This window comes from uncultured Parabacteroides sp., from assembly GCF_905196875.1.
GTDB lineage: Bacteria > Bacteroidota > Bacteroidia > Bacteroidales > Tannerellaceae > Parabacteroides.
Map to the genome: position 1 here is coordinate 12,988 of NZ_CAJJWO010000028.1, position 23,478 is coordinate 36,465.

Annotated in this window: 18 protein-coding genes and 2 pseudogenes; 17 read left to right on the top strand and 3 right to left on the bottom strand. The window is 44.7% G+C overall.

The annotated features are described in order from the left end of the window. Window positions 1-181: 181 nt before the first annotated feature. The 9 genes from QZ076_RS11110 (at window position 182) to QZ076_RS11150 (ending at window position 12,897) form a co-directional block, all read left to right on the top strand. Window positions 182-1,558 (top strand): FAD-dependent oxidoreductase, encoded by a 1,377-nt coding sequence (locus QZ076_RS11110; protein WP_293713384.1) that lies wholly within the window; start codon window positions 182-184, stop codon window positions 1,556-1,558. Between the two features lie 29 nt (window positions 1,559-1,587). After that, on the top strand, window positions 1,588-3,042 hold the full coding sequence (gnd, locus tag QZ076_RS11115) for a decarboxylating NADP(+)-dependent phosphogluconate dehydrogenase (RefSeq protein WP_293713385.1): 1,455 nt from the start codon (window positions 1,588-1,590) through the stop codon (window positions 3,040-3,042). 18 nt (window positions 3,043-3,060) lie between these two features. Next, window positions 3,061-4,530, top strand: coding sequence for a glucose-6-phosphate dehydrogenase (gene zwf, locus QZ076_RS11120; RefSeq protein WP_293713424.1), 1,470 nt, complete (start codon window positions 3,061-3,063; stop codon window positions 4,528-4,530). 22 nt (window positions 4,531-4,552) lie between these two features. Then, the gene (gene pgl, locus QZ076_RS11125; protein ID WP_293713386.1) at window positions 4,553-5,254 is read left to right on the top strand and encodes a 6-phosphogluconolactonase; all 702 of its coding nucleotides are present in this window, start codon (window positions 4,553-4,555) and stop codon (window positions 5,252-5,254) included. A 75-nt stretch (window positions 5,255-5,329) separates the two neighbouring features. Beyond that, window positions 5,330-5,512: a hypothetical protein gene (locus QZ076_RS11130; RefSeq protein WP_293713387.1), complete on the top strand. Its 183-nt coding sequence runs from the start codon at window positions 5,330-5,332 to the stop codon at window positions 5,510-5,512. 248 nt (window positions 5,513-5,760) lie between these two features. Next, window positions 5,761-10,113 carry a CusA/CzcA family heavy metal efflux RND transporter gene (locus QZ076_RS11135; RefSeq protein ID WP_293713388.1) on the top strand — a complete coding sequence of 1,451 codons (4,353 nt, stop codon included), beginning with the start codon at window positions 5,761-5,763 and terminating at the stop codon, window positions 10,111-10,113. A 60-nt stretch (window positions 10,114-10,173) separates the two neighbouring features. Next, complete coding sequence (locus QZ076_RS11140) at window positions 10,174-11,082, top strand: efflux RND transporter periplasmic adaptor subunit (protein WP_293713389.1); 909 nt, start codon at window positions 10,174-10,176, stop codon at window positions 11,080-11,082. Between the two features lie 13 nt (window positions 11,083-11,095). Then, window positions 11,096-12,133, top strand: coding sequence for a sensor histidine kinase (locus QZ076_RS11145; RefSeq protein WP_293713390.1), 1,038 nt, complete (start codon window positions 11,096-11,098; stop codon window positions 12,131-12,133). Then, window positions 12,130-12,897, top strand: coding sequence for a LytTR family DNA-binding domain-containing protein (locus QZ076_RS11150; RefSeq protein ID WP_293713391.1), 768 nt, complete (start codon window positions 12,130-12,132; stop codon window positions 12,895-12,897). Before QZ076_RS11145 ends, QZ076_RS11150 begins: the two co-directional genes overlap by 4 nt. Here QZ076_RS11150 and QZ076_RS11155 read toward each other — a convergent pair. Together QZ076_RS11155 and QZ076_RS11160 are read right to left on the bottom strand one after the other, a co-directional pair. Then, on the bottom strand, window positions 12,881-14,650 hold the full coding sequence (locus QZ076_RS11155) for an ATP-binding protein (protein ID WP_293713392.1): 1,770 nt from the start codon (window positions 14,648-14,650) through the stop codon (window positions 12,881-12,883). The genes QZ076_RS11150 and QZ076_RS11155 overlap by 17 nt on opposite strands. Before the next feature lie 17 nt (window positions 14,651-14,667). Next, the gene (locus QZ076_RS11160; protein WP_293713393.1) at window positions 14,668-15,354 is read right to left on the bottom strand and encodes a response regulator transcription factor; all 687 of its coding nucleotides are present in this window, start codon (window positions 15,352-15,354) and stop codon (window positions 14,668-14,670) included. Between the two features lie 250 nt (window positions 15,355-15,604). On the opposite strand from QZ076_RS11160, the gene QZ076_RS11165 reads away from it, so the two are divergent. The 8 genes and pseudogenes from QZ076_RS11165 to QZ076_RS11200 all read left to right on the top strand — a co-directional run bounded on the left by QZ076_RS11165 (window position 15,605) and on the right by QZ076_RS11200 (window position 23,286). Then, on the top strand, window positions 15,605-16,579 hold the full coding sequence (locus tag QZ076_RS11165) for a phage integrase SAM-like domain-containing protein (RefSeq protein ID WP_293713394.1): 975 nt from the start codon (window positions 15,605-15,607) through the stop codon (window positions 16,577-16,579). A gap of 479 nt (window positions 16,580-17,058) precedes the next feature. Next, window positions 17,059-17,598 (top strand): annotated as a pseudogene (locus QZ076_RS11170) (DUF3575 domain-containing protein); the annotation flags it as partial. Continuing rightward, the gene (locus QZ076_RS11175) at window positions 17,595-18,578 is read left to right on the top strand and encodes a DUF5119 domain-containing protein (RefSeq protein ID WP_293713396.1); all 984 of its coding nucleotides are present in this window, start codon (window positions 17,595-17,597) and stop codon (window positions 18,576-18,578) included. The pseudogene QZ076_RS11170 and the gene QZ076_RS11175, both read left to right, overlap by 4 nt. A 39-nt stretch (window positions 18,579-18,617) precedes the next feature. Beyond that, complete coding sequence (locus tag QZ076_RS11180) at window positions 18,618-20,081, top strand: fimbrillin family protein (protein ID WP_293713397.1); 1,464 nt, start codon at window positions 18,618-18,620, stop codon at window positions 20,079-20,081. Between the two features lie 7 nt (window positions 20,082-20,088). Next, window positions 20,089-21,750, top strand: coding sequence for a fimbrillin family protein (locus tag QZ076_RS11185; RefSeq protein WP_293713398.1), 1,662 nt, complete (start codon window positions 20,089-20,091; stop codon window positions 21,748-21,750). Between the two features lie 186 nt (window positions 21,751-21,936). Further along, a pseudogene (locus QZ076_RS11190) lies at window positions 21,937-22,388 on the top strand (ORF6N domain-containing protein). 174 nt (window positions 22,389-22,562) lie between these two features. Beyond that, complete coding sequence (locus QZ076_RS11195; protein WP_293713399.1) at window positions 22,563-22,721, top strand: hypothetical protein; 159 nt, start codon at window positions 22,563-22,565, stop codon at window positions 22,719-22,721. A 1-nt stretch (window position 22,722) separates the two neighbouring features. Continuing rightward, on the top strand, window positions 22,723-23,286 hold the full coding sequence (locus QZ076_RS11200; RefSeq protein ID WP_293713400.1) for a GNAT family N-acetyltransferase: 564 nt from the start codon (window positions 22,723-22,725) through the stop codon (window positions 23,284-23,286). Between the two features lie 18 nt (window positions 23,287-23,304). Here the strand turns inward: QZ076_RS11200 and QZ076_RS11205 are convergent, their stop codons facing one another. Further along, entirely contained in the window at window positions 23,305-23,475 is a 171-nt protein-coding gene (locus tag QZ076_RS11205; protein WP_293713401.1) for a hypothetical protein, read from the bottom strand. Window positions 23,476-23,478: the final 3 nt, after the last annotated feature.

The window sequence follows — 23,478 nt, forward strand, 5'->3', positions numbered from 1 at the left end:
TATTCAGGAAAAATAACCATTCCCTTAACCGCCTGCATTCTCTATTTTTGCATTGTCACCTTTGCTATCAAGGCGGGTGATAGATAATAAATATCAGAATATAGATAAAATATTACGAACAATTAGGTTAAAACAGCTGTTTTGTTTATAGCTTAGTCTAAAAAAAGAGGAGGATTGTAGGATGAAAAAGTACGATGCAATTATCATAGGGTTTGGTAAAGCCGGTAAAACACTTGCCGCAGAGTTGGGAAACAGAGGATGGAATGTTGCTATTATCGAGCGTTCGTCCGGAATGTACGGAGGAACCTGTATCAATATCGGTTGTATCCCGACGAAAAGGTTGGTGCATATGTCGAAAGTCATATCCTATCGTAAACCTTCTTCCTTCGAACAGTATGCCGAAGAGTTCCGCCAGGCAATTGCTGGGAAAAGGGAACTTACCGCAGCTCTGCGTAAAAAGAATTTCGACAATCTCGACTCGAAAGACACCGTGACTGTCTATACAGGCGTCGCCTCTTTCCATTCCCCTCATGAAATAGAAGTAAAAGCAGGTAATGAAACCCTCCTTCTGGAAGGCAAAAAGATATTTATCAATACGGGAGCATCTACTATCATCCCGCCCATCAAAGGTATAGAAGGAAATCCGTTTGTCTATACCAGTACCTCGATCATGGAATTAGATAAACTACCCCGTCGGTTGGTGATTGTCGGAGGCGGTTATATCGGTCTGGAATTTGCATCTATGTTTGCCGGTTTCGGTTCGGAAGTGATCGTATTGGAGGGGGGAGACAAGTTTATTGCCCGTGAGGACCGCGACATTGCCGATGCGGTAAAAACGGTACTCGAAAAGAAAGGAATCACTATCCATTTGAATGCTTTGGTACAGTCGATTGAACACAATGACACCGGAGCTGTTATAACATATAAAGAGAAAGAAGGAAACGAAGTACAACTTCCCGCCGACGCTGTGCTGCTGGCAACCGGACGCCGTCCGAACACCACAGACCTGCATCCGGAAGCTGCGGGGATAGAGATCTCCGACCGGGGAGCCGTTATTGTGGACGATCATCTGCGCACCAATGTTCCGAATATATGGGCAATGGGCGATGTAACCGGCGGTCTTCAATTTACCTATATTTCTCTGGACGATTATCGCGTGATAAAAGACCAGTTGTTCGGCAACGGACAGCGTACGAAGGATGACCGTGTGGCGGTTGCCTACTCGGTATTTATCGATCCCCCGCTGTCGCGCATCGGGATGGGCGAGGAAGAGGCGTTACGTTCCGGAAGGAAAATAAGCATTGCGCGGATTCCGGCTGCTGCATTCCCGCGGACACGTACCTTCGAACAGACGGATGGCCTATTGAAAGCTATCGTCGATACGGAAACAGGCGAGATACTGGGATGTACACTTTTCTGCGCCGAGTCGACTGAGGTGATTAATACTGTATCGCTGGCGATACGTGCCGGAAAAGATTATACATTTCTGCGGGACAGTATTTATACACACCCGTCGATGAGCGAATCGCTGAACGATTTGTTCGCATTGATAAAATAGTAGAAACAAAATATAAAATAGAAAAGAACATGAAAAAAGCAGATATCGGACTGATCGGTCTTGCCGTAATGGGTGAGAACCTGGCTCTGAATATGGAAAGCAAAGGTTTTACCGTTGCTGTATATAATCGTAACTTTCCCGGTGAGGAAGGAGTAGTTGACCGTTTTGTGAATGGCCGTGGTAAAGGCAAGAATTTTATCGCTACCCATTCGATCGAAGAACTGACGGAAGCCGTAAAGCGTCCGCGTATCATCATGATGATGATCAAGGCCGGTGCGCCGGTCGACGAAATGATTGAACAATTATTGCCTCATATGTCGCCGGGCGATGTAATCATCGACGGAGGTAACTCAGACTTTCACGATACGGAACGCCGCGTGAAGGAAGTGGAAGCAAAAGGTCTGTACTTTATTGGTTCGGGTATCTCGGGCGGTGAGGAAGGAGCTTTGCACGGTCCTTCCGTTATGCCGGGCGGTTCTCCCGAAGCATGGCCGATCGTAAAGGATATCCTGCAGGGTATCGCTGCCAAGCTGGATGACGGTACGCCTTGTTGCCAGTGGATCGGGCGGGGAGGAGCCGGACATTTCGTGAAAATGGTCCATAACGGTATCGAATATGGGGATATGCAATTGATCTCTGAAGCGTACTCATTGCTGAAAAACCGCAAAGGACTCGACAATGATGAAATGTCGGTCGTATTCGAGGAATGGAATAAAGGGGAACTGGACAGCTTCCTGATCGAGATTACAAAGAATATCCTCCGTTTCCGTGATGAAGACGGCAAGCCGTTGCTGGATAGAATACTGGATGTGGCCGGACAAAAGGGAACAGGAAAGTGGAGTGCTATTGCTGCTATGGATGAGAGCGATCCGCTGACTTTGATCACTGAAGCCGTATATGCCCGTCTGCTGTCGGCTCTTTATACTGAACGCGAAAAAGCTTCCGGTTTGTATCCCGAACCTGTCGAGTTGGGAGAGAACCTGTTCGTCGAAGAAATACGTCAGGCCTTGTATGCCTCCAAACTGATCTCGTATGCCCAGGGATTTTCCCTGATACGCCGTGCCTCCGAGCATTATGGTTGGGATCTGGATTACGGAACTATTGCACAGATATGGCGTAAGGGATGTATCATCCGTTCTGTATTCCTGCAGAAGATAACGGAAGCATACCGTAAGAATCCTAAGTTGGAGAACTTGTTGTTTGACGACTTTTTCCGTACGAAGATACAGAAAGCGTTACCTTCCTGGCGTAAAGTCGTTGCCGAAGGTGCCTTAAGTGGAGTGCCCCTGCCGGCTATGAGTTCTGCCCTGAGCTATTTCGACGGATTGCGTACCATGCATTCGGCTGCTAACCTGATCCAGGCACAGCGTGATTACTTCGGAGCCCATACCTATGAAAGAACCGACCGCGAACGTGGCCTCTTCTTCCATACCAACTGGACGGGTGAAGGTGGAAATACCGTTTCAGGGACTTATAATGCTTAACAAGTGGAGGATGTGAAGATGAACAGACCAAATGATCAGTTACTTGTTATTTTCGGAGCATCGGGCGACCTGACAGGCCGCAAGTTGCTTCCGGCACTTTTTGAATTGCACGTCAGCAATATGTTACCTGAACATTTTGCGATACTGGGTGCTGCGCGCACCGCTTTTACGGATGAAGAGTTCCGTGCCGAACAACGTAAACATATCCTGGAAGCACGGGGAAATAAGGAAACAAACAGCGAAGATCTGGATAAATTTCTTCAGATACTTTTCTACCTGGCATTCGATTCAACCAATACCGCCGAATATGTGAAACTGAAAGACCGTATCCATCTTTTGCAGCAGGAGGAACACCTTCCCGACAAGGTGATCTATTACCTTGCCACGCCGCCGCTGATGTACGAACTGGTTCCGAAGTATCTTCAGGAGAACGGTATGAATGTTGCCGCTTCGGAAGACGGCTGGCGCCGCGTAATTGTGGAGAAGCCTTTCGGTACGAGTCTGGATACAGCACAGCAACTGAATCAGCATCTGTGTCGTATTTTCGATGAGAAGGAGATTTACCGGATCGACCATTATCTGGGAAAAGAGACGGTGCAGAACATACTGGTACTTCGTTTCTCGAACGGTATATTCGAGCCTCTGTGGAACAGGAACTATGTAGACTCGATCGAGATCAGTGCCTCTGAAACGCTGGGTGTGGAGAACCGCGGCAAATATTATGACGGTGCCGGTGCCATGCGCGACATGATACAAAATCACCTGATGCAGCTGATGGCCTTTGCGGCAATGGAGTCGCCTTCGGTATTCGATCCGGAGTCGATTCGCGACGAGATCGTGAAGGTCTTCCGTTCGATCCGTCCTTATACGATCCGTGAGATAAACGAATGGGTGGTACGAGGACAGTACGAAGGATATCGGGAAGAAAAGAATGTTGCTCCCGATTCGAATACGGAGACGTATGTCGGTATGAAGTTCTTTATCGATAACTGGCGGTGGAGCGGTGTGCCGTTCTATTTCTTTACCGGGAAGAAGTTACCGGAGAAGTCGTCGGAGATCGTTATCCATTTCAAATCGACTCCGCACCAATTGTTTGCCGGACAATGTTCGGGTAGTTCCTGTAATAAGCTGGTGATCCGTATCCAACCCGACGAAAGTATCACGTTACGTTTCGGACTGAAGATGCCTGGTGCCGGATTTACGGTAAAACAAGTCGGAATGGAGTTCCGTTACGATTCATTGTCAAAGACTCATTTGCCGGATGCCTACGAGCGTTTGTTATTGGATGCTATGCTGGGAGATTCTACCTTGTATGCACGTAGCGATGCTTTGGAGGCTAGTTGGCGTTTTATCGATCCGATCTTGCATCATTGGAAAGAAGAAGGGTCGAAGCGATTGTTTTTCTATGAACCGGGACAGAACGGACCGATAGAAAGAATGATGTTAGGCGCAGATTCCATGGGGGCTCCCTGCGATTCCTGCGGCTGATTAACAAAAAGGAATATTGCATATGAAAGTTGAAAATTATAAAGATAGTAAAGACGCTTTGAGGGCATTGACCAGTCAATTGATGGATTATATGGCCCGTAAAGAAGATCAGAAACCGTTTAACCTCGCTCTTTCGGGCGGGGAAACGGCAAAGAAGATGTTTGCCCTCTGGGCTGATGAATACAAGGATAAGATAGATTGGGACAATCTGCGTTTTTTCTGGGTGGACGAACGTTGTGTCGCCCCGACTGATCCGGATAGTAACTTCGGACATGCGAACAGGCTACTGTTTGAACCTTTGCAGATCCCCAGGGATCATATCCATCGCATTCATGGTGAGGTTGAACCCGGTACGGAGGCTATGCGTTATTCGCGTATCGTAAAGGAATATTTACCCCGTCACGGGCAGTTTCCTTATTTCGATTGTATCATTCTGGGAATAGGAGGAGATTCACACACTGCTTCTATTTTTCCTGATAACCTTCCGTTGCTGACAGATAGCCGAAACTATGCCGTCTCCCAGCATCCGGAAACCGGACAGTTTCGTATTACTATGACCGGTCCGATCATATTGAATGGTTCCCCGTTACTTGTTCCTGTTTTGGGGGCAGGTAAGGAAGCTGCAATAGAAGAGTTGAAACAGGGTTATTCGGCAACGAATGCAACTCCGGCTGCGTATATCTTATCGCATGCGGTAGATTCGATTCTGTATACAACGTTGTAGTTTTTGATGATTTCGGAAACAATTCCTTTTCCTGTTTTGTTTATTTATCGTATTAACTAATTAAAATCAATGGTTATGACAAAGATAATGAAAACTTTGTGGGATGAGAGTGCCGAACTGACAGACGAAGCAATGGTTACCGATAATTCAATATTGGGAGATAATTATACTTCCGGAGATGTTAAAGATATAACAGAAACTATCGAAGGAGGTAATCAGGAGGCTGACGACTTTAATGAAAAAGACGAAGTCGTATAAGATTTAATTCCGGGAAAGATCACGCACGTGGACGCAAACCCTTTACCAAACGCATGTACCCCTTTACATACGCATGTATCCCTTTTCAAAAAGTTCATTGCTCTGACCTTTTCCGGAATTTATTTTTCTTTCCGTTTTAAATGCTGATAGGTATATTTCACCTCCCTTTCTGTCAGCTTCACTATTTTCTTATATCTATTCATTTGGCGGCTCATTAACTTTGTAATATTATTTTAAATTACAAAGTGATGTTTAAAGCTATTGTACATTTCTCTATCCACAAAAAGCTGTTTGTCGGACTTACTACCTTATTTCTGTTGATTGGTGGTATTTATGCCATGTTGACGCTCCCTATCGACGCTGTGCCCGACATAACCAATAATCAGGTACAGATTGTTACGGTTTCGCCCACCCTGGCTCCACAGGAAGTAGAACAGCTGATTACTTTTCCGATAGAAATTGCTATGAGCAATATTATGAATGTAGAAGAGATACGTTCTGTCTCCCGTTTCGGATTGTCGCTCGTAACAGTGGTGTTTAAAGAGAGTGTTCCCACATTGGATGCCCGGCAATTGATCAATGAACAAATACAAACTGTATCCGGTGAGATCCCTTCTGAACTGGGAACGCCGGAACTGATGCCGATTACTACCGGGTTGGGTGAAATTTACCAGTATGTATTGAAAGTGGCTCCCGGCTATGAAGATAAATATGATGCCATGGAACTGCGTACCATCCAGGACTGGATCGTTAAACGGCAGCTTTCCGGAATTCCGGGAATTGTAGAGATCAATAGTTTCGGCGGTTATCTGAAACAGTATGAAGTGGCTGTCGATCCGGATGCTTTATACTCATTGAATATAACGATTGGCGATGTTTATTCCGCCCTCAGCAGTAACAACCAAAATACAGGCGGCAGTTATATTGAAAAGGTGAACCGGGCTTATTATATTCGTTCCGAGGGTATGATAAGTAGTACGAAAGATATCGAACGTATTGTTATAACCAATCGGGGAGGGATACCTATTCATATCAGCGATGTCGGTACAGTTCGCTTTGGGGCCCCGAAACGTTTTGGTGCTATGACAAAGGACGGGGAAGGTGAATGTGTCGGCGGTATTGCCATGATGCTTAAGGGTGCCAATGCGAATGTGGTTACGAAAGAACTGGAAGAGCGTGTCGATAAAGTACAGAAAATGCTTCCCGAAGGTATTAGTGTAGAACCTTACCTGAACCGTTCGGAATTGGTTAACCGGAATATATCGACGGTTGTGCGTAATCTGATTGAAGGCGCTTTGATCGTATTCTTTGTCTTGATCGTCTTTCTGGGGAATATCCGTGCCGGTTTAATTGTCGCTTCTGTTATTCCGTTAGCCATGTTGTTTGGTTTTATTATGATGCGGATATTCGGTGTGTCTGCCAACCTGATGAGTCTGGGGGCCATAGATTTCGGTATAGTTGTGGATGGTTCGATTGTCATTGTGGAAGGTATTCTGGCCCATATTTATACCAGGAGGCTTGCCGGCTGCACACTTTCCGGAGTCGAGATGGATAAGGAGGTTGAAGCCGGGGCAAGCGGTGTAGTACGAAGTGCGACTTTTGCCGTTTTGATTATCCTGATCGTCTTTTTCCCGATTCTTACACTGACGGGTATTGAAGGTAAATATTTTACTCCGATGGCAAAGACGCTCGTTTTTTGTATTATCGGAGCATTGATTCTTTCGCTCACTTATGTGCCGATGATGGCTTCTTTATTCTTAAAACGGACTATTTCATCCAAACCGACATTTGCCGATCGTTTTTTTGAGAAGTTGAATCGGGTGTATCAGCATTGCTTACAATTTTGTTTGCATCATATCCGGGCTACTGTTTGTTCGGCTTTTGCTTTACTGGCTGCCTCTTTATTCTTGTTTACGCGGTTGGGGGCAGAGTTTATCCCGACATTGGATGAAGGTGATTTTGCCATGCAGATGACTCTTCCGGCTGGAAGTTCTCTGACGCGGAGTGTCGAACTCTCCGGGCAGGCACAGAAAATATTGATGGATCGGTTTCCGGAGATCAAACATGTCGTGGCCAAGATTGGAACGGCAGAGGTTCCGACCGACCCGATGGCAGTGGAAGATGCCGATATAATGATTATCATGAAACCGTTTAAAGAATGGACCTCTGCATCCAGTCGCGCAGAGATGGTTGAAAAGATGAAAACAGCCCTCGATTCGGTCAAAGGTGCTGAATTTAATTTTAGCCAGCCGATCCAGTTGCGTTTCAATGAACTGATGACGGGGGCTAAGGCTGATATTGCCATCAAGCTGTATGGTGAAGATATGGCGGAATTGTATAATAAAGCAAAAGAAGCGGCTAAACATGTAGAAAAAGTACCTGGGGCTGCCGACGTGATCGTAGAACAGGCCATGGGCTTGCCGCAATTGGTCATAAAGTACGACCGTGCTAAAATAGCCCGTTACGGAATGAATATAGAAGAACTGAATACAATTATCCGCACGGCTTATGCAGGTGAAGCGGCCGGTGTGATTTTCGAAAATGAACGTCGTTTCGATCTGGTTCTACGACTGGACAATGATAAAGTATCGGATCTGAATTTGGATAAACTGTTTATCCGTACGGCGGAGGGTATTCAGATCCCGGTCAGTGAAGTGGCGAATATCGAATTGGTAAACGGTCCGCTTCAGATAAACCGTGATGCCACCAAACGTCGTATTGTGATCGGTGTCAATGTGCGTGATGCGGATATTCAGCAGGTTGTTTCCGATATTCAGCGTGCTTTGGATAAGAATATAAAACTGAAGCCCGGATATTACTTCGAGTACGGTGGGCAGTTTGAAAATTTACAGAATGCGATCAATACATTGCTGATCGTTATTCCGGTCGCTTTGGCCTTGATTCTCTTATTGTTGTTTTTTGCCTTTAAGAGCGTGACGTATACATTGGTGGTATTCTCTACCGTTCCTTTATCCCTTATCGGGGGGATCGTGGCACTTTGGTTACGTGGTTTGCCGTTCAGCATTTCGGCCGGTGTGGGATTTATAGCCTTGTTCGGTGTGGCAGTACTGAATGGAATCCTGATGATCAATCATTTTAATGAATTGCGTAAACAAAAGAAATATTATATGTGTACGAACCGTATTATAGTGAAAGGGTGTCCTCACCTGCTGCGTCCTGTCTTTTTGACCGGACTGGTTGCTTCGCTCGGATTTGTTCCGATGGCAATAGCCCGGTCGGCTGGAGCAGAAGTGCAACGTCCGTTGGCAACCGTCGTGATTGGCGGGTTGATTGTCTCTACAATCCTTACCTTATTAATAATACCGGTGTTTTACCGGATGGTGAATTTATTCCCGTACGTATGGAAAAAGGGATGGAGAAGGAGAGGTGGTAAGGTGCTTTCAATCGTTTTACTGTTTGTTTGCCTGGCATCTCCGGCCTGGGGCGAAGGGAATATAACTAACCGGGAGGCTCCGGTAACAGTTATCTCACTGGAGGAGGCTTTATCCATTGCCATGCAAAACCATCCGCGTCTGAAAACGGCATCTGCGGCAATCGATCGCTCGCGTGCTTCCCGTGGCGAATCATGGGAGTTGGCTCCCATGTCGGTTAGCTATTCATGGGGACAGATCAATGGCGAAACACGCAAAGATAACCAGATAGAGGTTACCCAATCGTTGGGTTCCTTGTTGACACCATTCTATAAAAATACGCTTGTCAGTAAGCAGATCGTAACGGGCGAATATTATCGTGACCTGGTGAAAAAAGAAATTATAGCGGAAGTAAAACGGGCCTGGGCTTATTATCAGTATGCAGCCAATCTCCATTCTCTTTACAGCGAACAGAATGAACTGGCTGTCCGTTTACAGCAGGCCGGGCAACTTCGTTATGAGCAGGGGGATATCACTTTATTGGAACGTAATATGGCAACGACTTTGGCAGCAGATTTGCGCACGCGTCTGATGCAGTCGGAAGAAGAGTTGCAACTGGCTGCCCGTCGTTTTTCCTGGGCCTGTTATGCCGATGAACCGATTATTCCCACTGATAGTACATTGGCTTTGTTCCCGGTAGAAACCGGATCTGCTTCCTTGTCGGATGTTCATTTGGGGTATTTCCAAAGTCTGGCGGATGAAAAGAAAGCCGTACTCAAAGTTGAACGTAGCCGTTTCTTTCCCGAGCTGTCGGTAGGTTATATCCGTCAGAAGATAGCACCGCTTAATGGGTTGAACTCATGGATGGTCGGTATATCCTTTCCTGTTCTGTTCTTTCCACAGCAAAGTCGTACTAAGCAAGCCAGGATAGATGCCGGTATAGCCCGGACGGAAGCGGAAGCTAACAGGCGGCAACTGAGTAATAAGGTGGAGGAATTACAGGCAATGCTTCGCCAGCAAGGAGAAAGCATTCGTTATTATACTACCGGAGCTTTACCGGAAGCCGATGCATTGTTGAGTAGTGCACAGATACAGTTCCGCGAAAGTGAAACGGATATTATGCAGTTCGTTCAGAGTCTGAACAGTGTCAGGGAGATTCGGAAAGGATATATTGAAGCAGTATATAATTACAATATCTCCGTATTGGAACTGGAGCTGTATACACAGTGATCGGAGTCTTGTCCGGATGTCATTTTATCATTATAAAGAATAATACAATAAGATATAAATATGAAAACAATATTAATACCCGTCGCCACTTTACTACTGGTTGCATGTAATACTCCTGTTCAGGAAAAGAATGATGTAGAAAATATTCCTGTGTTGGAAACTGCGGATGCGGTTGAAGATACGACTACTGTTGCCGGGGAGTCTACGGTAGATGGGATTACTTCTGCAACGGCTATGCCGAATCATTCATCTTTTAACGGAAAGATGATCGTTCCTCCCCAGCGTCGCGCTACTGTAACGCTTACTATGGGAGGAACCGTACACACGACCTCTTTGCTTCCGGGCGATTATGTGACAAAAGGAACTGTGTTGGCCACTTTGGAGAATCCGGATTTCATAACCCTTCAACAGACTTACCTGGATGCCCATGCACAAACGGAGTACCTGGAGGCTGAATATCATCGTCAGGAACGTTTGAGTGAGCAGGAAGCGGCCTCTCAAAAGCGTTTTCAACAGAGTAAAGCAGATTATCTGTCTATGAAAAGCCGTCTCGAAGCGGCTGCGGCTCAATTAACCATCCTGGGAGTTTCTCCTGCTGATTTATTGAAAAGTGGTATCCGGCCTTTTCTGGAAGTAAAATCACCCTTGAATGGTTATGTGGCCGGAATGACGATCAATCTGGGTAAATATGTAGAAGCAGGTGAAACCATGTGCGAGGTGATCGATAAGGCAGAAAACCTGTTGTGCCTTACCGCTTACGAAAAGGACCTGGATGATCTGGCTCCCGGAAGCCGCATACTATTTCGTGTGAACGGAATGGGAAAGCAAACTTTCGAAGCAACGCTGCTCTCTATCGGGCAGGAGGTGGATGATGTAAACCGTTCTCTGGAAATCTATGCACGGGTAAAAGGAAATAACGAACGTTTCCGTCCCGGCATGTATGTTACTGCGCGTGTAGAAAAGAAATAAGTATCTTTGCACAATGAAGATAAATATAGACAAATATGTATTGGCGGTCGTTGTCATCTCTGTGGTGATAGCGTTCCTGACTCATTTTCCCGAACTGATCTCCCTCTTCGATCATTCCGGACAGGATAATCTCTTTCCGGGAATGCGGATAGCTGATGTTGCCAACGAAATTTTTTTTACATTTGTCTCATTGCTTATACTATTCGCTCTTAATACTTTGTTATTCGGTTTTAACCGGCCGACGGCACGTATTACATGGGGGAAAATGATACTTTCCTTTATCCTGACCTGGACGATGAGCAACCTGTTGGGGCAGGGCTTTGTTTTTCTCCATCACCATTTTGATATTCCGGCCATCGATGCCATGGTGCACCATTATCTACATCCTTTGCGTGATTTTATCATTACCTGCATAGTGACAGGGAGTTGTTATATGATCCACCTGATCCGTAAGAGCCAGCAGGTTTCGATAGAGAACCAGCAACTGCGGACGGAGAACCTGATTAATCAATATGAGGCATTAAAGAATCAATTGAATCCTCATATGCTTTTCAATTCGTTGAATACATTGCGGTCGTTGATCCGTGAGATGCCGGATAAAGCACAGGACTATCTGCAGGAGCTTTCTCGCGTGCTTCGTTATACGTTGCAGGAGAATGAGTGCCAGAGTGTTACTTTGCAAGAGGAGATGGAGTTTGTCCATGCTTATATATTCCTGTTGAAAATGCGTTATGAAGAAAATCTGTCTTTTAATATCCGGATAGCCGAAGATGCCGGTCTTTATCAACTTCCGCCTATGTCTGTTCAGTTACTGATAGAGAACGCGGTTAAACATAATGAGATCAGTAATCGTCATCCGCTGATTATTCAGATTTATACGGAGGGAAAGCGCCTTACGGTCAGTAATCCGGTTCAACCCAAACTTACGGCCAGTGGTGGCATGCGTATCGGTTTGTCGAATCTGGCAAAACGTTATCACTTATTATTTAAGGAAGAGATCGAAGTGCGTAAAGATAATGATATCTTTCTTGTAACTATTCCATTGATATGAAAGCATTGATTATTGAAGACGAAAAAGCGGCGGTTCGTAACCTGAAGGCTTTGCTTGCAGAGGAAGCGCCTGATATAGAGGTTATAGCTGTGCTCGATAGTATAGCTGAGAGCCTGGATTGGTTCAATGAAAACCGAATGCCGGAATTGATATTTCTGGATATTCATCTGGCCGACGGTTCTTCTTTCGAAATATTTGAGCATGTAGATATAACATGTCCGGTTATTTTCACAACAGCTTATGATGAATATGCCTTGCGTGCTTTCAAAGTAAACAGTATCGATTATTTGTTGAAACCTATCGGGCAAAGTGATATCCGGAAGTCGATAGAGAAACTGAAACAATTAAAATCCGATTCTGTTGTAAATGAGCTGGATTATAGTAATCTTATCAATATATTGAAACGGCAGGACAAATATAAAACTCATTTTCTCGTTCCGGTGAAGGGAGATAAACTTCTTCCTTTGTCCGTTGATATGATCCTGTTCTTTTATATCCATGAAGGTAATGTAAAAGCTGTTGTAACAGACGGTAAGGAATATACTTTTACGCAGACATTGGATGAATTATCGGATTGCCTGAATCCGGATTTGTTTTTTCGCATAAACCGCCAGTATCTTATATCCCGGAAAGCCGTCTTGGATATCGATCTTTGGTTCAACGGGCGTCTATCGGTCAATCTGAAGGTTCCAATAGAAGAGAAGATACTGGTCAGTAAAGTGCGTGTTTCTGAGTTTAAGGAATGGTTTACAACTTCTTTTTAAGCGTGAAGAAGAAAGTGACTCCCTTTCCCGGGCTACTTTTCGCTGAAATCTGGCCTTTGTGGAAATTAACGCCGTTCTTTACGATCGACAATCCCAGACCGGTTCCACCTACTTTGCGGCTTCGTCCTTTGTCTACGCGGTAGAAGCGCTCGAAGATACGGTTGATATGCTCTTCCGGAATGCCAATGCCGTTGTCGGCAAAGCTGAAATAATAGAATTTAGGATCTTCTTTATAACAGTTTATCGTGATCTTGCATCCTTCTCCTGCATACGCAATCGCATTATCGTATAAGTTCCGGAAGATGGAATATAACAATGAGTAATTTCCATAAATGGTCGGATTGCCGGGTAAGATGATTTCGGAAGTGATATGTTTCTCTTCCATTTCTTTCGAACATTCCTTTTGTATTTCATTGATCAGCTTCGGAATATTCGTATCTGCCAGGTCGAACAGCTCGGAAGCCTCATCCAATCGGTTCAATACGGATATATCGCGTAATAATCCGGTCAGGCGGGTACTTTGTGAGTAACAGCGCTCAAGGAAGAACTGGCGTTTGTCGTCTGCCAATTCCGGATTGCTGATGATGGTTTCGAGATATCCCTGTATACTGCTGACAGGAGTTTTAAGCTCATGGGCTACATTTTGTGTAAGCTGGCGTTTCATCCTGCTTTCTTCTTCCTGACGAGATATATCGTTGATTGAGATCTCATAACTGTTATCCAGGAACAGGATGCATTCGATAAGGAATATCTTACCATTTTTATCGATTGTGGCAGATTCGCGTAATACTTTCCGCTTACGGTTTGTATTGGGGATATTTTTGTTCAGGAATGCTTTGATAGGCTCTATCTCCTGAATGTCTATCACTTCTTCTGCCTGACGGATCTGGCTGTCGGAAAGCACGTTTGAGAACTGGATGAAAAGAATGTTTGAGAGGATCTCTTTTCCTTCTGCCGTGAACATGGCAAATCCTTCTTTTGCGTACTGAAAATGTTTGATCAGTTTTTCCCGTTCCATGGAAAGCTCATCTTTTGCTTTTTGCTGACGGTGGTATAGCGTGATGATATTTCTGGATATATCGCCCAGTTCATCATTCGGGAACATGTAATCGGTTTCCGGTATTCTGTCTTTTTCTATATTCAGGGCAAAGTCCCGAAGTTTGGATATCGTGCGGCCGATGCTGAAAGTGAAGCGGGAGAGTACAAAGAAGAAGATCAGGGTCATCAGTATCATGAAATAGATGAAGTCTTTATCGGTCGACAGTGCATTTTGCACATACGGATCGTAAGGCAATGCAGAGCGGTAAATATAGCCACCTATATTGCTGGCAGAATAAAAGTATCTTCTTCCGTTTGATCCGGATGTACGGATGGCAAACCCTTCATTATAAAGACGGGCTTTGCGTACTTCGCTACGGTCGTTATGGTTGTTGAATTCTTCAGTCCCGCTATTGTCAAATAAGACTTTTCCTTCTGGGTTGATAATCGTTACACGCAGATCTTTCTGCGGAATATCTTCAATGAACTGTTTTACGTTTTTGTCTATGTCGGTACTTTGCTGCTGTGTACGCCGGAATAGCTGGTAATTATAGTTGCTTAATACATTATTCAACTTTTCCTGCGAGAATTCACGTTCCCGTTGATATTGAAATAGCAGGAAACAAACCGTGAATCCTAGAAACATCACGAAAATAGACCAGAACAACCGTTGGCTGAACGGTATTCTGCTCTTCATATTATCTACTTTTACCATAATTCAAATAATGGGTATTAGCATTCAAAACAATAGCCGAAGCCCAGGCGGGTCACGATATTCTTTCCGTAAGGGCCGATCTTTTTCCGTAGCCGGGTGATGTTAACATCGATGGTACGGTCCAGCACGTATACTTCATCTTTCCAGATGCGGGACAAAATTTCTTCGCGTGAAAAGACATTCCCTCTGTTTTCCAGTAATAGCTTTAATATCTCGAACTCTTTCTTGGTCAAAGGAACTTCTTTCCCGTCGACGGATGCTTTGATACGTTTGGTGTCGAGAGCCAATGTTTCGTATTCAAGGAGTTCGTTAGCCGTAGTTTTATCTTTTTCTGCCGTTCTGCGTAACACCGCTTTAACACGTGCGACAACCTGGCGGATAGAAAACGGTTTTGAAATATAGTCGTCTGCTCCCAGGTTAAAACCAGTCAGCATATCGTTTTCCGTATCTTTCGCTGTCAGGAAGATTATCGGAATATTTGCCGTGCTTTCATCTTTCCGTAAGATGCTTGCCATTTTAAATCCGGAAATTTCTCCCATCATCACATCGAGCAAAAGCAACTGATATACAGTCAGGTCTTTCTTTAGTGCTTCTTCCGCACTGAATGCTTTATCTACTTCATATCCTTCTATTTCGAGATTGAATTTGAGGATCTCGCATAAGTCCTCTTCGTCGTCTACAACAAGAATTCTGGGCATGTCCATAGTCTTTTTTATTTAATTGAAATGAAAAGCTCATTTCATTGTTTACAAAATTAATTATTTTCTTGCAAAGGAACGCCATTGTTATTTCGGATGGATGAAATAGATGTTACATTTTTGTTACATACCTGCATTTGGGGTACTTTATTTCTTGCCGGAATGCTATGTTTTCCTGTATAGGCAACTTATACATCCATTTATGTGTTTGTAAAAAGTCAAAATACTGACATTTAGTGAGTAAAAACATATGATTATGGAAGTAAATGAAAAAAGTGATCTGGTATATAGTATGCTGCCAGTCATTAAGGAGTTGAAAGAAGAAAAAAAACATTCGGCCGTGCATACATATACGGCTACGTTGAACTCTTTTACTGCGTTTTTCGATGGTAAAGGGGATGTTATGCCGACAGAGCAGGTCTTTACGCCCGGCATACTGAAAGAATACCAGGACTGGATGCGGCAAAAGGGGGCGAGCTGGAACACGGTGTCTACCTATATGCGGGTGCTGCGTGCCGTGTATAACCGCCTGTTTACGCCCGGAAGCGCAGAACACAATCCGAATCTCTTCGGAGGAGTGTATACCAAAGTGGAATCGAAGGTTAAGCGGGCTTTGACAGAGGAGCAGATGCAAACGCTTTCGAAAGCCAATTTCGACCTGTTGCCCGAAGATATAAAATGTGTACTGGCCTGGTTCCTGTTGATGTTCATGTTTCGTGGGATGCCGTTTATCGATCTGGCCCATCTGCGTAAAAGCGATGTGAAAGGAAAAATGATTGTCTATTGCCGTCATAAGACGGGTAAGCAGATCGAGGTAGGGATCCCCCGTGAAGCGATGAGGTTGTTTGAAGAGTTTCGTAATAAGAATCCGGCTTCCCCCTACCTCTTTCCGATCCTCAGCCGAGAGTTAAGAAACGAATGGCAACTCTATCGCTGTTATCTGGAAGCCTTGCGTAATTTTAACCGCAAACTGGTGAAAATCGGTAAGTTGCTGCTGCCCGGCGTGAAGATCAGTTCGTATACGGCACGGCATACCTGGGCTACCTTGTCTTTTTACATGGGGACACCTTTGGGTATTATCAGTCAGGCATTGGGCCATTCCTCCGTTCGGGTAACGGAAACGTACCTTAAACCGTTCGGGAATAAGAAGATGGATGATGCTAACAATCAACTGCTTCAGAGAATTATATCCCCGGAAGCCGGATATGCAATGTATAATGCTATAGGGTAATACTGAAAAGGAATTACTTACCAAGTAACGGGATGTTTCAGGCGCAAAGTTGAAAATATTCCTTTACTTAACCAAATAAAAGTTCAAGTTTTTTACGTTAACCTGCAAATATCATACTAAATAGCACAAACAAAACAGGAGAAAATCATATAACCTCTGCTTCTATACAGAAAAAACACACGAAGCCCTTATCCCTCTTTGATACCTCAAAAACGGACAGCCATTTTATATGCTAAACCTTCTGATCAAGCATTTTTTTACCTCAAAATCGCTCGGAGAAAAACGCTTTTTCGCTCCGAAAGGATTGCTTACTTGCCGTTACTTGGTAAGTAACATCCCGAAAACACTAGTATAATATGTTAAAAACGCTGGAAAAACATATCAAACGCTTTCTCACTGCCAGCTTGCTGCTGACCGCTTCCTATCTTCCTTGCTTTTCACAGGAAGGGGGAGAGACGACCTCTATGCATCAACCGGTGAAAAAGCCTCTCCTGGTTCTGAAAACGAACCTGTTGTTCGATGCCGCGATGATGCCGAACGTAGAGATCGAACTGCCGCTGGGTAACCGCTGGTCGGTGAACGGCGAATATATGTTCCCCTGGTGGCTCTTCAAAGGCGACAAATACTGCCTGCAAATCCTTGCCGGTGGTCTCGAAGGCCGCTACTGGTTGGGGAACCGTACGAAACGCCCCGTTCTGACCGGCCATTTCCTGGGCTTCTACGCCGGCGGTGGTAAATACGACCTGCAATGGGAACGCGAAGGCTATCAGGGTGAGTTCTTTATCGCATCAGGTATCAGCTACGGGTATACCCATAACATCGCCCGCAACCTGCGGCTGGAATACACGCTCGGTGTCGGCGTACTGCGCACCGGCTACCGCCATTACCATGCCCGCGACAATTACCAGGTGCTGCATTGGCAGAACGATGGCAATTATACCTGGCTCGGCCCTACGAAGATCAAAATTTCTCTTGTCTGGCTACTCAACCGCAAAGTAAAGAAAGGAGGAGCGCGATGAGGTATGTTCTTTTGTTCTTATGTCTATGTCTTTCTTCCTGCGAACGTCGTGAACTGACCTATTTCGAGGAAGCGGAAATAAACGTGGAGGTCGATTGGAGCCGTTCGGGTCTCAGCGAAAGCGGTTATGGAGCTACCACCATGTTTTATCCTGTCGATGGCAATACTCCGATGAAAGTACTGATGGGAAACCGCGAACAGACAACCGTCCGCCTGCATGAAGGCAGCTACCGGGTGCTGGTCTTCAACCGTTCGCAAGACGATTTCGGCAGTATCAGCTTCTACGGCAACAACTTCTACAATTTCCGGGCAGAGGCAAAGCAGGTGGATACCCGCATGGATATGGAAACGAAAGTGGAAACACGTGTTATCATAGATGCTCCCGAAGAATTGGCATCCGATGCGCTGGAATACTTCGAGGTGACCGAGGATATGCTTGGAAATTACAAGAATAAGAATGAAACCCCTGGTTGTAAATCATCTGCCGATCCCTACGTGATTCGCCTGATGCCGGGCAAGTTGACAAAGAAAGTGCTTATAGAAATCTACGTGCCGGGCATGAATAATCTCCGCTCGGCAGTAGGATTGATCGGGAACGTCTGTGAAGGCGTTTATCCCGGAACCGGACAACTTTCGGAAGAAAAAGTGACACAACAGTTCACTTTCGACAAGATTGAATTCGCTCCGGGTTCGCCTTTCGACGGAACGATCTTCGGCAGTTGCAACGTATTCGGTTTCGACCGGAACCTGCCGCATCTGCTGACTCTCGAAACACTGCTTGCCGACGGAAAGACGCGGACGAAAGAGACCTTCGAGACCGAACCCGAATACATCTTGCAGGAAAACGGAGAGATACTGATCCGCATCCGTCTGACGGCGAAGAAGCTGCCCGACGTGAAGCCGGAAGGGGTGCCCGACTCCGGTTTCGACGTGATCGTCGACGAATGGGGCGACCCCGAAGAAAGCGAAATACCATTATAATAAACAATAACGAATTACTAATATTAAAATTTCACAGATATGAAAACTTATCATCTACTGGCAACCGCCGCCCTGATAGTGATGGCCGGCTGTTCACAAAACGAGATCACAGAAATCAGTCCCGACGCTAATCCGGCTGTCAGCTTCGACATTTATACCGGAGCACAGACGAAAGGGACAGTGACGAACAACGAGTCAACCGGAACGGGTATCAAAAACACGACCGGCTTCGGTATTCTGGCCTACTACACAGGTCAGACAGCATGGAGTGCTTCCGGTAGTTTCACGCCGAACTTTATGTGGAACCAGCAGGTGAAATATGAAAGCTCAGCCTGGAAATACACCCCTGTTAAATACTGGCCGAATAAAGAAAACGATAAAATCTCGTTCTTTGCTTATGCGCCATACAGTACGACACAAACAAATGGCAGTGAAAGCTATGGCATCAAGCTTCCTGCAAATTCAGCGACGGCGAAACCGACTATCACGTTTACGCTGAATACAAACCCGACAAACATGGTCGACCTGGTAGCCGGTTATCAGAAAGATAAGCAAAAGCAGACAACAACAGTTGACTTTACGTTGGCGCATCTGTTGTCGCGTGTGGAATTTAAAGCGAAACTGGATGCGAGTATCTCATCTACCGGCGAGACCCATGTTTTTATAACGGGAATGCGTATTCTGGGCACAGCTGATAACGGTTCCGACAAAAACGCTGCGGGTGCAAACAACGACTCTAAATTCTACAGTACGGCGGTTTACGACTGGAGTGCAGGCACATGGGATTACACCACAACTACTCCAACCAAACAAAATGAACCTTATTCCATAAACGGTGTAATGAAGCTTACAGCAGCAAGTGCAGGGGGATATACGAAGTCGAGTATTGAGGTGGCTCAGGCTGGAAGCCTGACCAAATTGTTTACAGACAACCAGTATTTATTCCTGATTCCCCCGAAAGACGATCTGAGCCTTACCGACACAGGCAGTGGCATTGCTTCTGAAAAAGATGTGCGTGTACAAGTAGACTACGATATCGTAACAGTGGATAGCAAACTAAGTGCAGGACATTCGGTAACATCTACCAGCGCAACAATTTCATTACCCAATAAAACATTGAAACGTTCAAAGGCTTACGAATATATCCTGACTATCGGCTTGGAAGAAGTAAAAGTAACAGCAATGGTAACTGACTGGGCTAACGCGGATCTGGTTTATATTCCGTCTGTCGATGTAGCGACTGCAGATGCATCCAATGTAGGAACAGCCATAACAACTCTGAATACCGCAAAGGCAAACAATCCAAATTGTAACTACTTTGTAGTGAATATAACAGGTAGCGGAAGCGGAACATGGAGTCTGACTGCGACAACCGGTAATTTTAAGTCCGGTGACCAGATCGACCTGAAATTTTCAACTTCCTCTCTTCCGTCGACTGTTACATTGAGCGGTTGGAAAGCCGGTTCTGCAATCAACAACAGCATCATCCTGACTAAAGACTAACGCCACCATGCCGAAATACCTTCTCATATTATCCCTCCTGCTTCCCCTCGCCACCGGTTGCGAGCGTGAAGCAGGCGACGATACGGCAGGGCAGCAACCCGTCGTCTTCACCGCCCATACGGGTGGTGAGGATGCAACGCGGGCGGGCGTGATTGATGATAACAACCTGTCCTCGATGGGCGTCTTTGCCTGCTATACAGGTCAAAGTGGCTGGTCGGAATCGACCTCGAAATCCAATTTCATGTACAACCAGCCAGTCAATAAAACGGGTGATACCTGGACGTACACCCCGGTGAAATACTGGCCCAATACAGAGGGCGACAAACTGAGTTTCTTTGCTTATGCGCCGCATGCGGAAAAGGTCGGATCGCAGTTGAGAACCTATGGCTACAACAGTAGCGATGCAACCGGCTATCCCTCATTCCGGTATGAGCCGCCTGTCGATGCAACCAAACAGACCGACCTGCTTTTCGCTACCCCTTTGATGAACCGGATGAAAGGAAGCGAACTCTCCTTTACGATGGGACACGTACTGACGCATGTTCTTTTCAAAGTCAAGAGCACGAGTGCAATTTCCGTCACTAAAGTACAAGTGAATTCCGGAACTCATTATGGAGATATAAAATTCAACACAAGCGGTTATTCCTGGACTTCATTAACCGGAAATCAGAGTTTTTACAAAACAGCAACGGTCGCTGTCCCGGCCAATACTTTGACCGATCTCGGTGAATTCTTCCTGTTACCTTCAAACGCTAAAAGCGTCAGCCTGACCTTCTCCGAAGGCGGCATAGAACAGCCGGTTACAACCGTCGCTTTACCCGCTTCCCCTGTCTGGGAAATGAACAAAACGATAGCCTACACGCTGAATATCGAGAATAAAACGAAGGTAACGCTGAGTGTGAAAAGTTGGGATACTGGGTCGGTAAGCGCGAATTTAGGGGAAGAAGTGTCGACGTCGGGGTATCCGTTTAGAATGAACGGATTTGTTTATAGAAGTGCTACCGAATTCTTCTATGTAGGAGCTGTACGTACTGATTTTAGCGGCGGTAATGATGGTTGGTATAACTGGTATGAAGCTGTGGATATATGTAAAAAGCAATACTCTGGAACCCTTTATCCATCTACTGAATGGAGACTGCCTACCGTTAGTGAATTAGAGAATATAATCCGATTAGGTTTTCCCAGTTCAACGTTTTGGGCTATTACAGAAACCAGTAGTACCAATGCATATAGATGCACAAACTATCAAGGTTTTACAGCGTATGATATACCGAAAGATAACATGGTTCCAGGCGGGCGTATCCTCTGTATTCGTGATATGGGTACTATTACACCACCAACTCTCCGGCGTAAGAATGGATATACTGTTGTCTATCAAGATAATTCCACCACCTATGCACTAGCTTCCGGTTATTCAGGCTGGGTAACCTATAACGATGCAGTTAGCTATTGCACTAGCGGTGAATGGGGTGGTTACAAAGATTGGAGATTACCAACATTGAATGAAGCTGTATATTGTATGCGTACTTGGGGACTTCTTTTTTCGCAAGCATGGACAAGTACATCTGCCGGATCAGGGCAACATTATACGGTGAACGAAAACGGAGGAAATCCGATTAGAAGTGATAGTGGTGACAATGGACATACCTGGTGTGTCCGTGATTATTAATATCAAGGCTGTCCGGGGTTGAATGTTCCCTTGGCAGCCGCAAATAAACAACTAAACCAACGCTCTTTGACATGCTGGAAACGGAAATAATTAGGGATACTTGATAAAAACAAATTGATTCGTATTGTATATCATTTGAAAATTATATCTTTGTCGTCATAGTTTAATAATCAAAACATTTTAATTATGAAAGACAAAGAAGAATTGCAGATAATACAAAGTCGGATATACGAGATAAGAGGACAAAAGGTAATGTTGGATCGTGATTTGGCTGAGCTGTATGGAGTACAGACAAAAGTTCTAAATCAAGCAGTTAAACGTAATCCCGATCGTTTTCCCGAAGACTTCATGTTTCAATTAACAAACGAGGAAACTCAAAATTGGAGGTCACAATTTGTGACTTCCAATTCCATCAAGATGGGTGTTAGACGAAATCCGTATGCTTTACAGAGGAACTCCAACGCGAAATGAAAGAGTTGAAAGAATACATCGAAGATGTTTTCACCGACTATAACGATATCAACGAAGATACCCGAATACAACTAGAACTAATAAACAAAACATTGGCCGAGCTGCAGGTACAAAAGCAACTGCCAGATAAACCCCGTAATCCGGTAGGTTTTATCAAACCCAAATGACGAGACACACATTATTCCGTTTCCAGCATGCCGAAGAGCTATAAAAGTAATAAACCAACGCTCTTTGACATGCTGGAAACGGAAACTATTATACATTCTAATATAATAGATGTCATTAATATGGAAATAATGATTATCTTTGTCCGCATACAACCAAAAGAAAGGAGAAAATTTATGGCAAGACCGATTAGAGAGACTCCGATATTATTCGGAGAAGATGCACGAATGTTCGAGGAACGGATGAAATGTCCCCGTAAAGTATCGAAAGAAGAACTCGACCGCGTGAAAAAAAACTATGAGTTTGTAATAAAAGCAGCAACAAACTTCAAGTAATATGGGGACAAATGAACAAATCGATATTTCTCAATTACATATTAGTAGATTGGAGGAAGGAGAGTCAATAGAATCGTTCGATTGCGGAGACGTAGACTTGAACGATTTTATTTTGCGAGAGGCTCCTCTTTATCAGGAAGCCTTACTTACTACTACTTATGTAGCAAGGGTAAACAATGATGTATTAGCCTACTTCAGTTTAGCTAACGATCGTGTTTCTTTAGGTGATTTTGAAAGTAAAACAGAATTTAACCGCTTTCGTAAACATCGTTTTGTGAACGAAAAACGATTGAAAAGTTATCCTGCTGTTAAAATTTGCCGATTTGCGGTAAATCATTGTTATGCCGGGAGTGGCATAGGTACTATATTAATGGATTTCATAAAAATGTATTTTCTGCAAAATAATAAAACCGGTTGTCGTTTTGTAACGGTAGATGCTTATTTGGCGGCTATTACTTTTTATGAAAAGAATCATTTCTATCCATTACAGCCTAATGATGATGACACCCATACACGTCTGCTCTATTTCGATTTAAAAGAATATAAAGCAGCTTTTCAAAAATAAGAAAATGATCATCACAGATTAACTGATAAATAGTTTCCGTCCTGCCACTTCCGAATCAAAGGAGCCGGCGGGACGTTTCGTTTCCGGCATGCCGAAGAAGTTGAAAGTAATAAACAAACGCTCTTTGACATGCTGGAAACGGAATAAATAACAATGCATCCGGAGTCTCCGGATGTTTCTTTTAATCATTAA

What these genes read in the sequence shown, in the direction of transcription:
- QZ076_RS11165 (WP_293713394.1), top strand. Translation starts at nt 15,605, where the DNA reads ATGGAAGTAAATGAAAAAAGTGATCTGGTATATAGTATGCTGCCAGTC.
- QZ076_RS11110 (WP_293713384.1), top strand. Translation starts at nt 182, where the DNA reads ATGAAAAAGTACGATGCAATTATCATAGGGTTTGGTAAAGCCGGTAAA.
- QZ076_RS11160 (WP_293713393.1), bottom strand. Translation starts at nt 15,354, where the DNA reads ATGGACATGCCCAGAATTCTTGTTGTAGACGACGAAGAGGACTTATGC.
- pgl (WP_293713386.1), top strand. Translation starts at nt 4,553, where the DNA reads ATGAAAGTTGAAAATTATAAAGATAGTAAAGACGCTTTGAGGGCATTG.
- QZ076_RS11140 (WP_293713389.1), top strand. Translation starts at nt 10,174, where the DNA reads ATGAAAACAATATTAATACCCGTCGCCACTTTACTACTGGTTGCATGT.
- QZ076_RS11175 (WP_293713396.1), top strand. Translation starts at nt 17,595, where the DNA reads ATGAGGTATGTTCTTTTGTTCTTATGTCTATGTCTTTCTTCCTGCGAA.
- QZ076_RS11205 (WP_293713401.1), bottom strand. Translation starts at nt 23,475, where the DNA reads ATGATTAAAAGAAACATCCGGAGACTCCGGATGCATTGTTATTTATTC.
- QZ076_RS11185 (WP_293713398.1), top strand. Translation starts at nt 20,089, where the DNA reads ATGCCGAAATACCTTCTCATATTATCCCTCCTGCTTCCCCTCGCCACC.
- QZ076_RS11180 (WP_293713397.1), top strand. Translation starts at nt 18,618, where the DNA reads ATGAAAACTTATCATCTACTGGCAACCGCCGCCCTGATAGTGATGGCC.
- QZ076_RS11195 (WP_293713399.1), top strand. Translation starts at nt 22,563, where the DNA reads ATGGCAAGACCGATTAGAGAGACTCCGATATTATTCGGAGAAGATGCA.
- gnd (WP_293713385.1), top strand. Translation starts at nt 1,588, where the DNA reads ATGAAAAAAGCAGATATCGGACTGATCGGTCTTGCCGTAATGGGTGAG.
- QZ076_RS11200 (WP_293713400.1), top strand. Translation starts at nt 22,723, where the DNA reads ATGGGGACAAATGAACAAATCGATATTTCTCAATTACATATTAGTAGA.
- QZ076_RS11135 (WP_293713388.1), top strand. Translation starts at nt 5,761, where the DNA reads ATGTTTAAAGCTATTGTACATTTCTCTATCCACAAAAAGCTGTTTGTC.
- QZ076_RS11145 (WP_293713390.1), top strand. Translation starts at nt 11,096, where the DNA reads ATGAAGATAAATATAGACAAATATGTATTGGCGGTCGTTGTCATCTCT.
- QZ076_RS11155 (WP_293713392.1), bottom strand. Translation starts at nt 14,650, where the DNA reads ATGGTAAAAGTAGATAATATGAAGAGCAGAATACCGTTCAGCCAACGG.
- QZ076_RS11150 (WP_293713391.1), top strand. Translation starts at nt 12,130, where the DNA reads ATGAAAGCATTGATTATTGAAGACGAAAAAGCGGCGGTTCGTAACCTG.
- QZ076_RS11130 (WP_293713387.1), top strand. Translation starts at nt 5,330, where the DNA reads ATGACAAAGATAATGAAAACTTTGTGGGATGAGAGTGCCGAACTGACA.
- zwf (WP_293713424.1), top strand. Translation starts at nt 3,061, where the DNA reads ATGAACAGACCAAATGATCAGTTACTTGTTATTTTCGGAGCATCGGGC.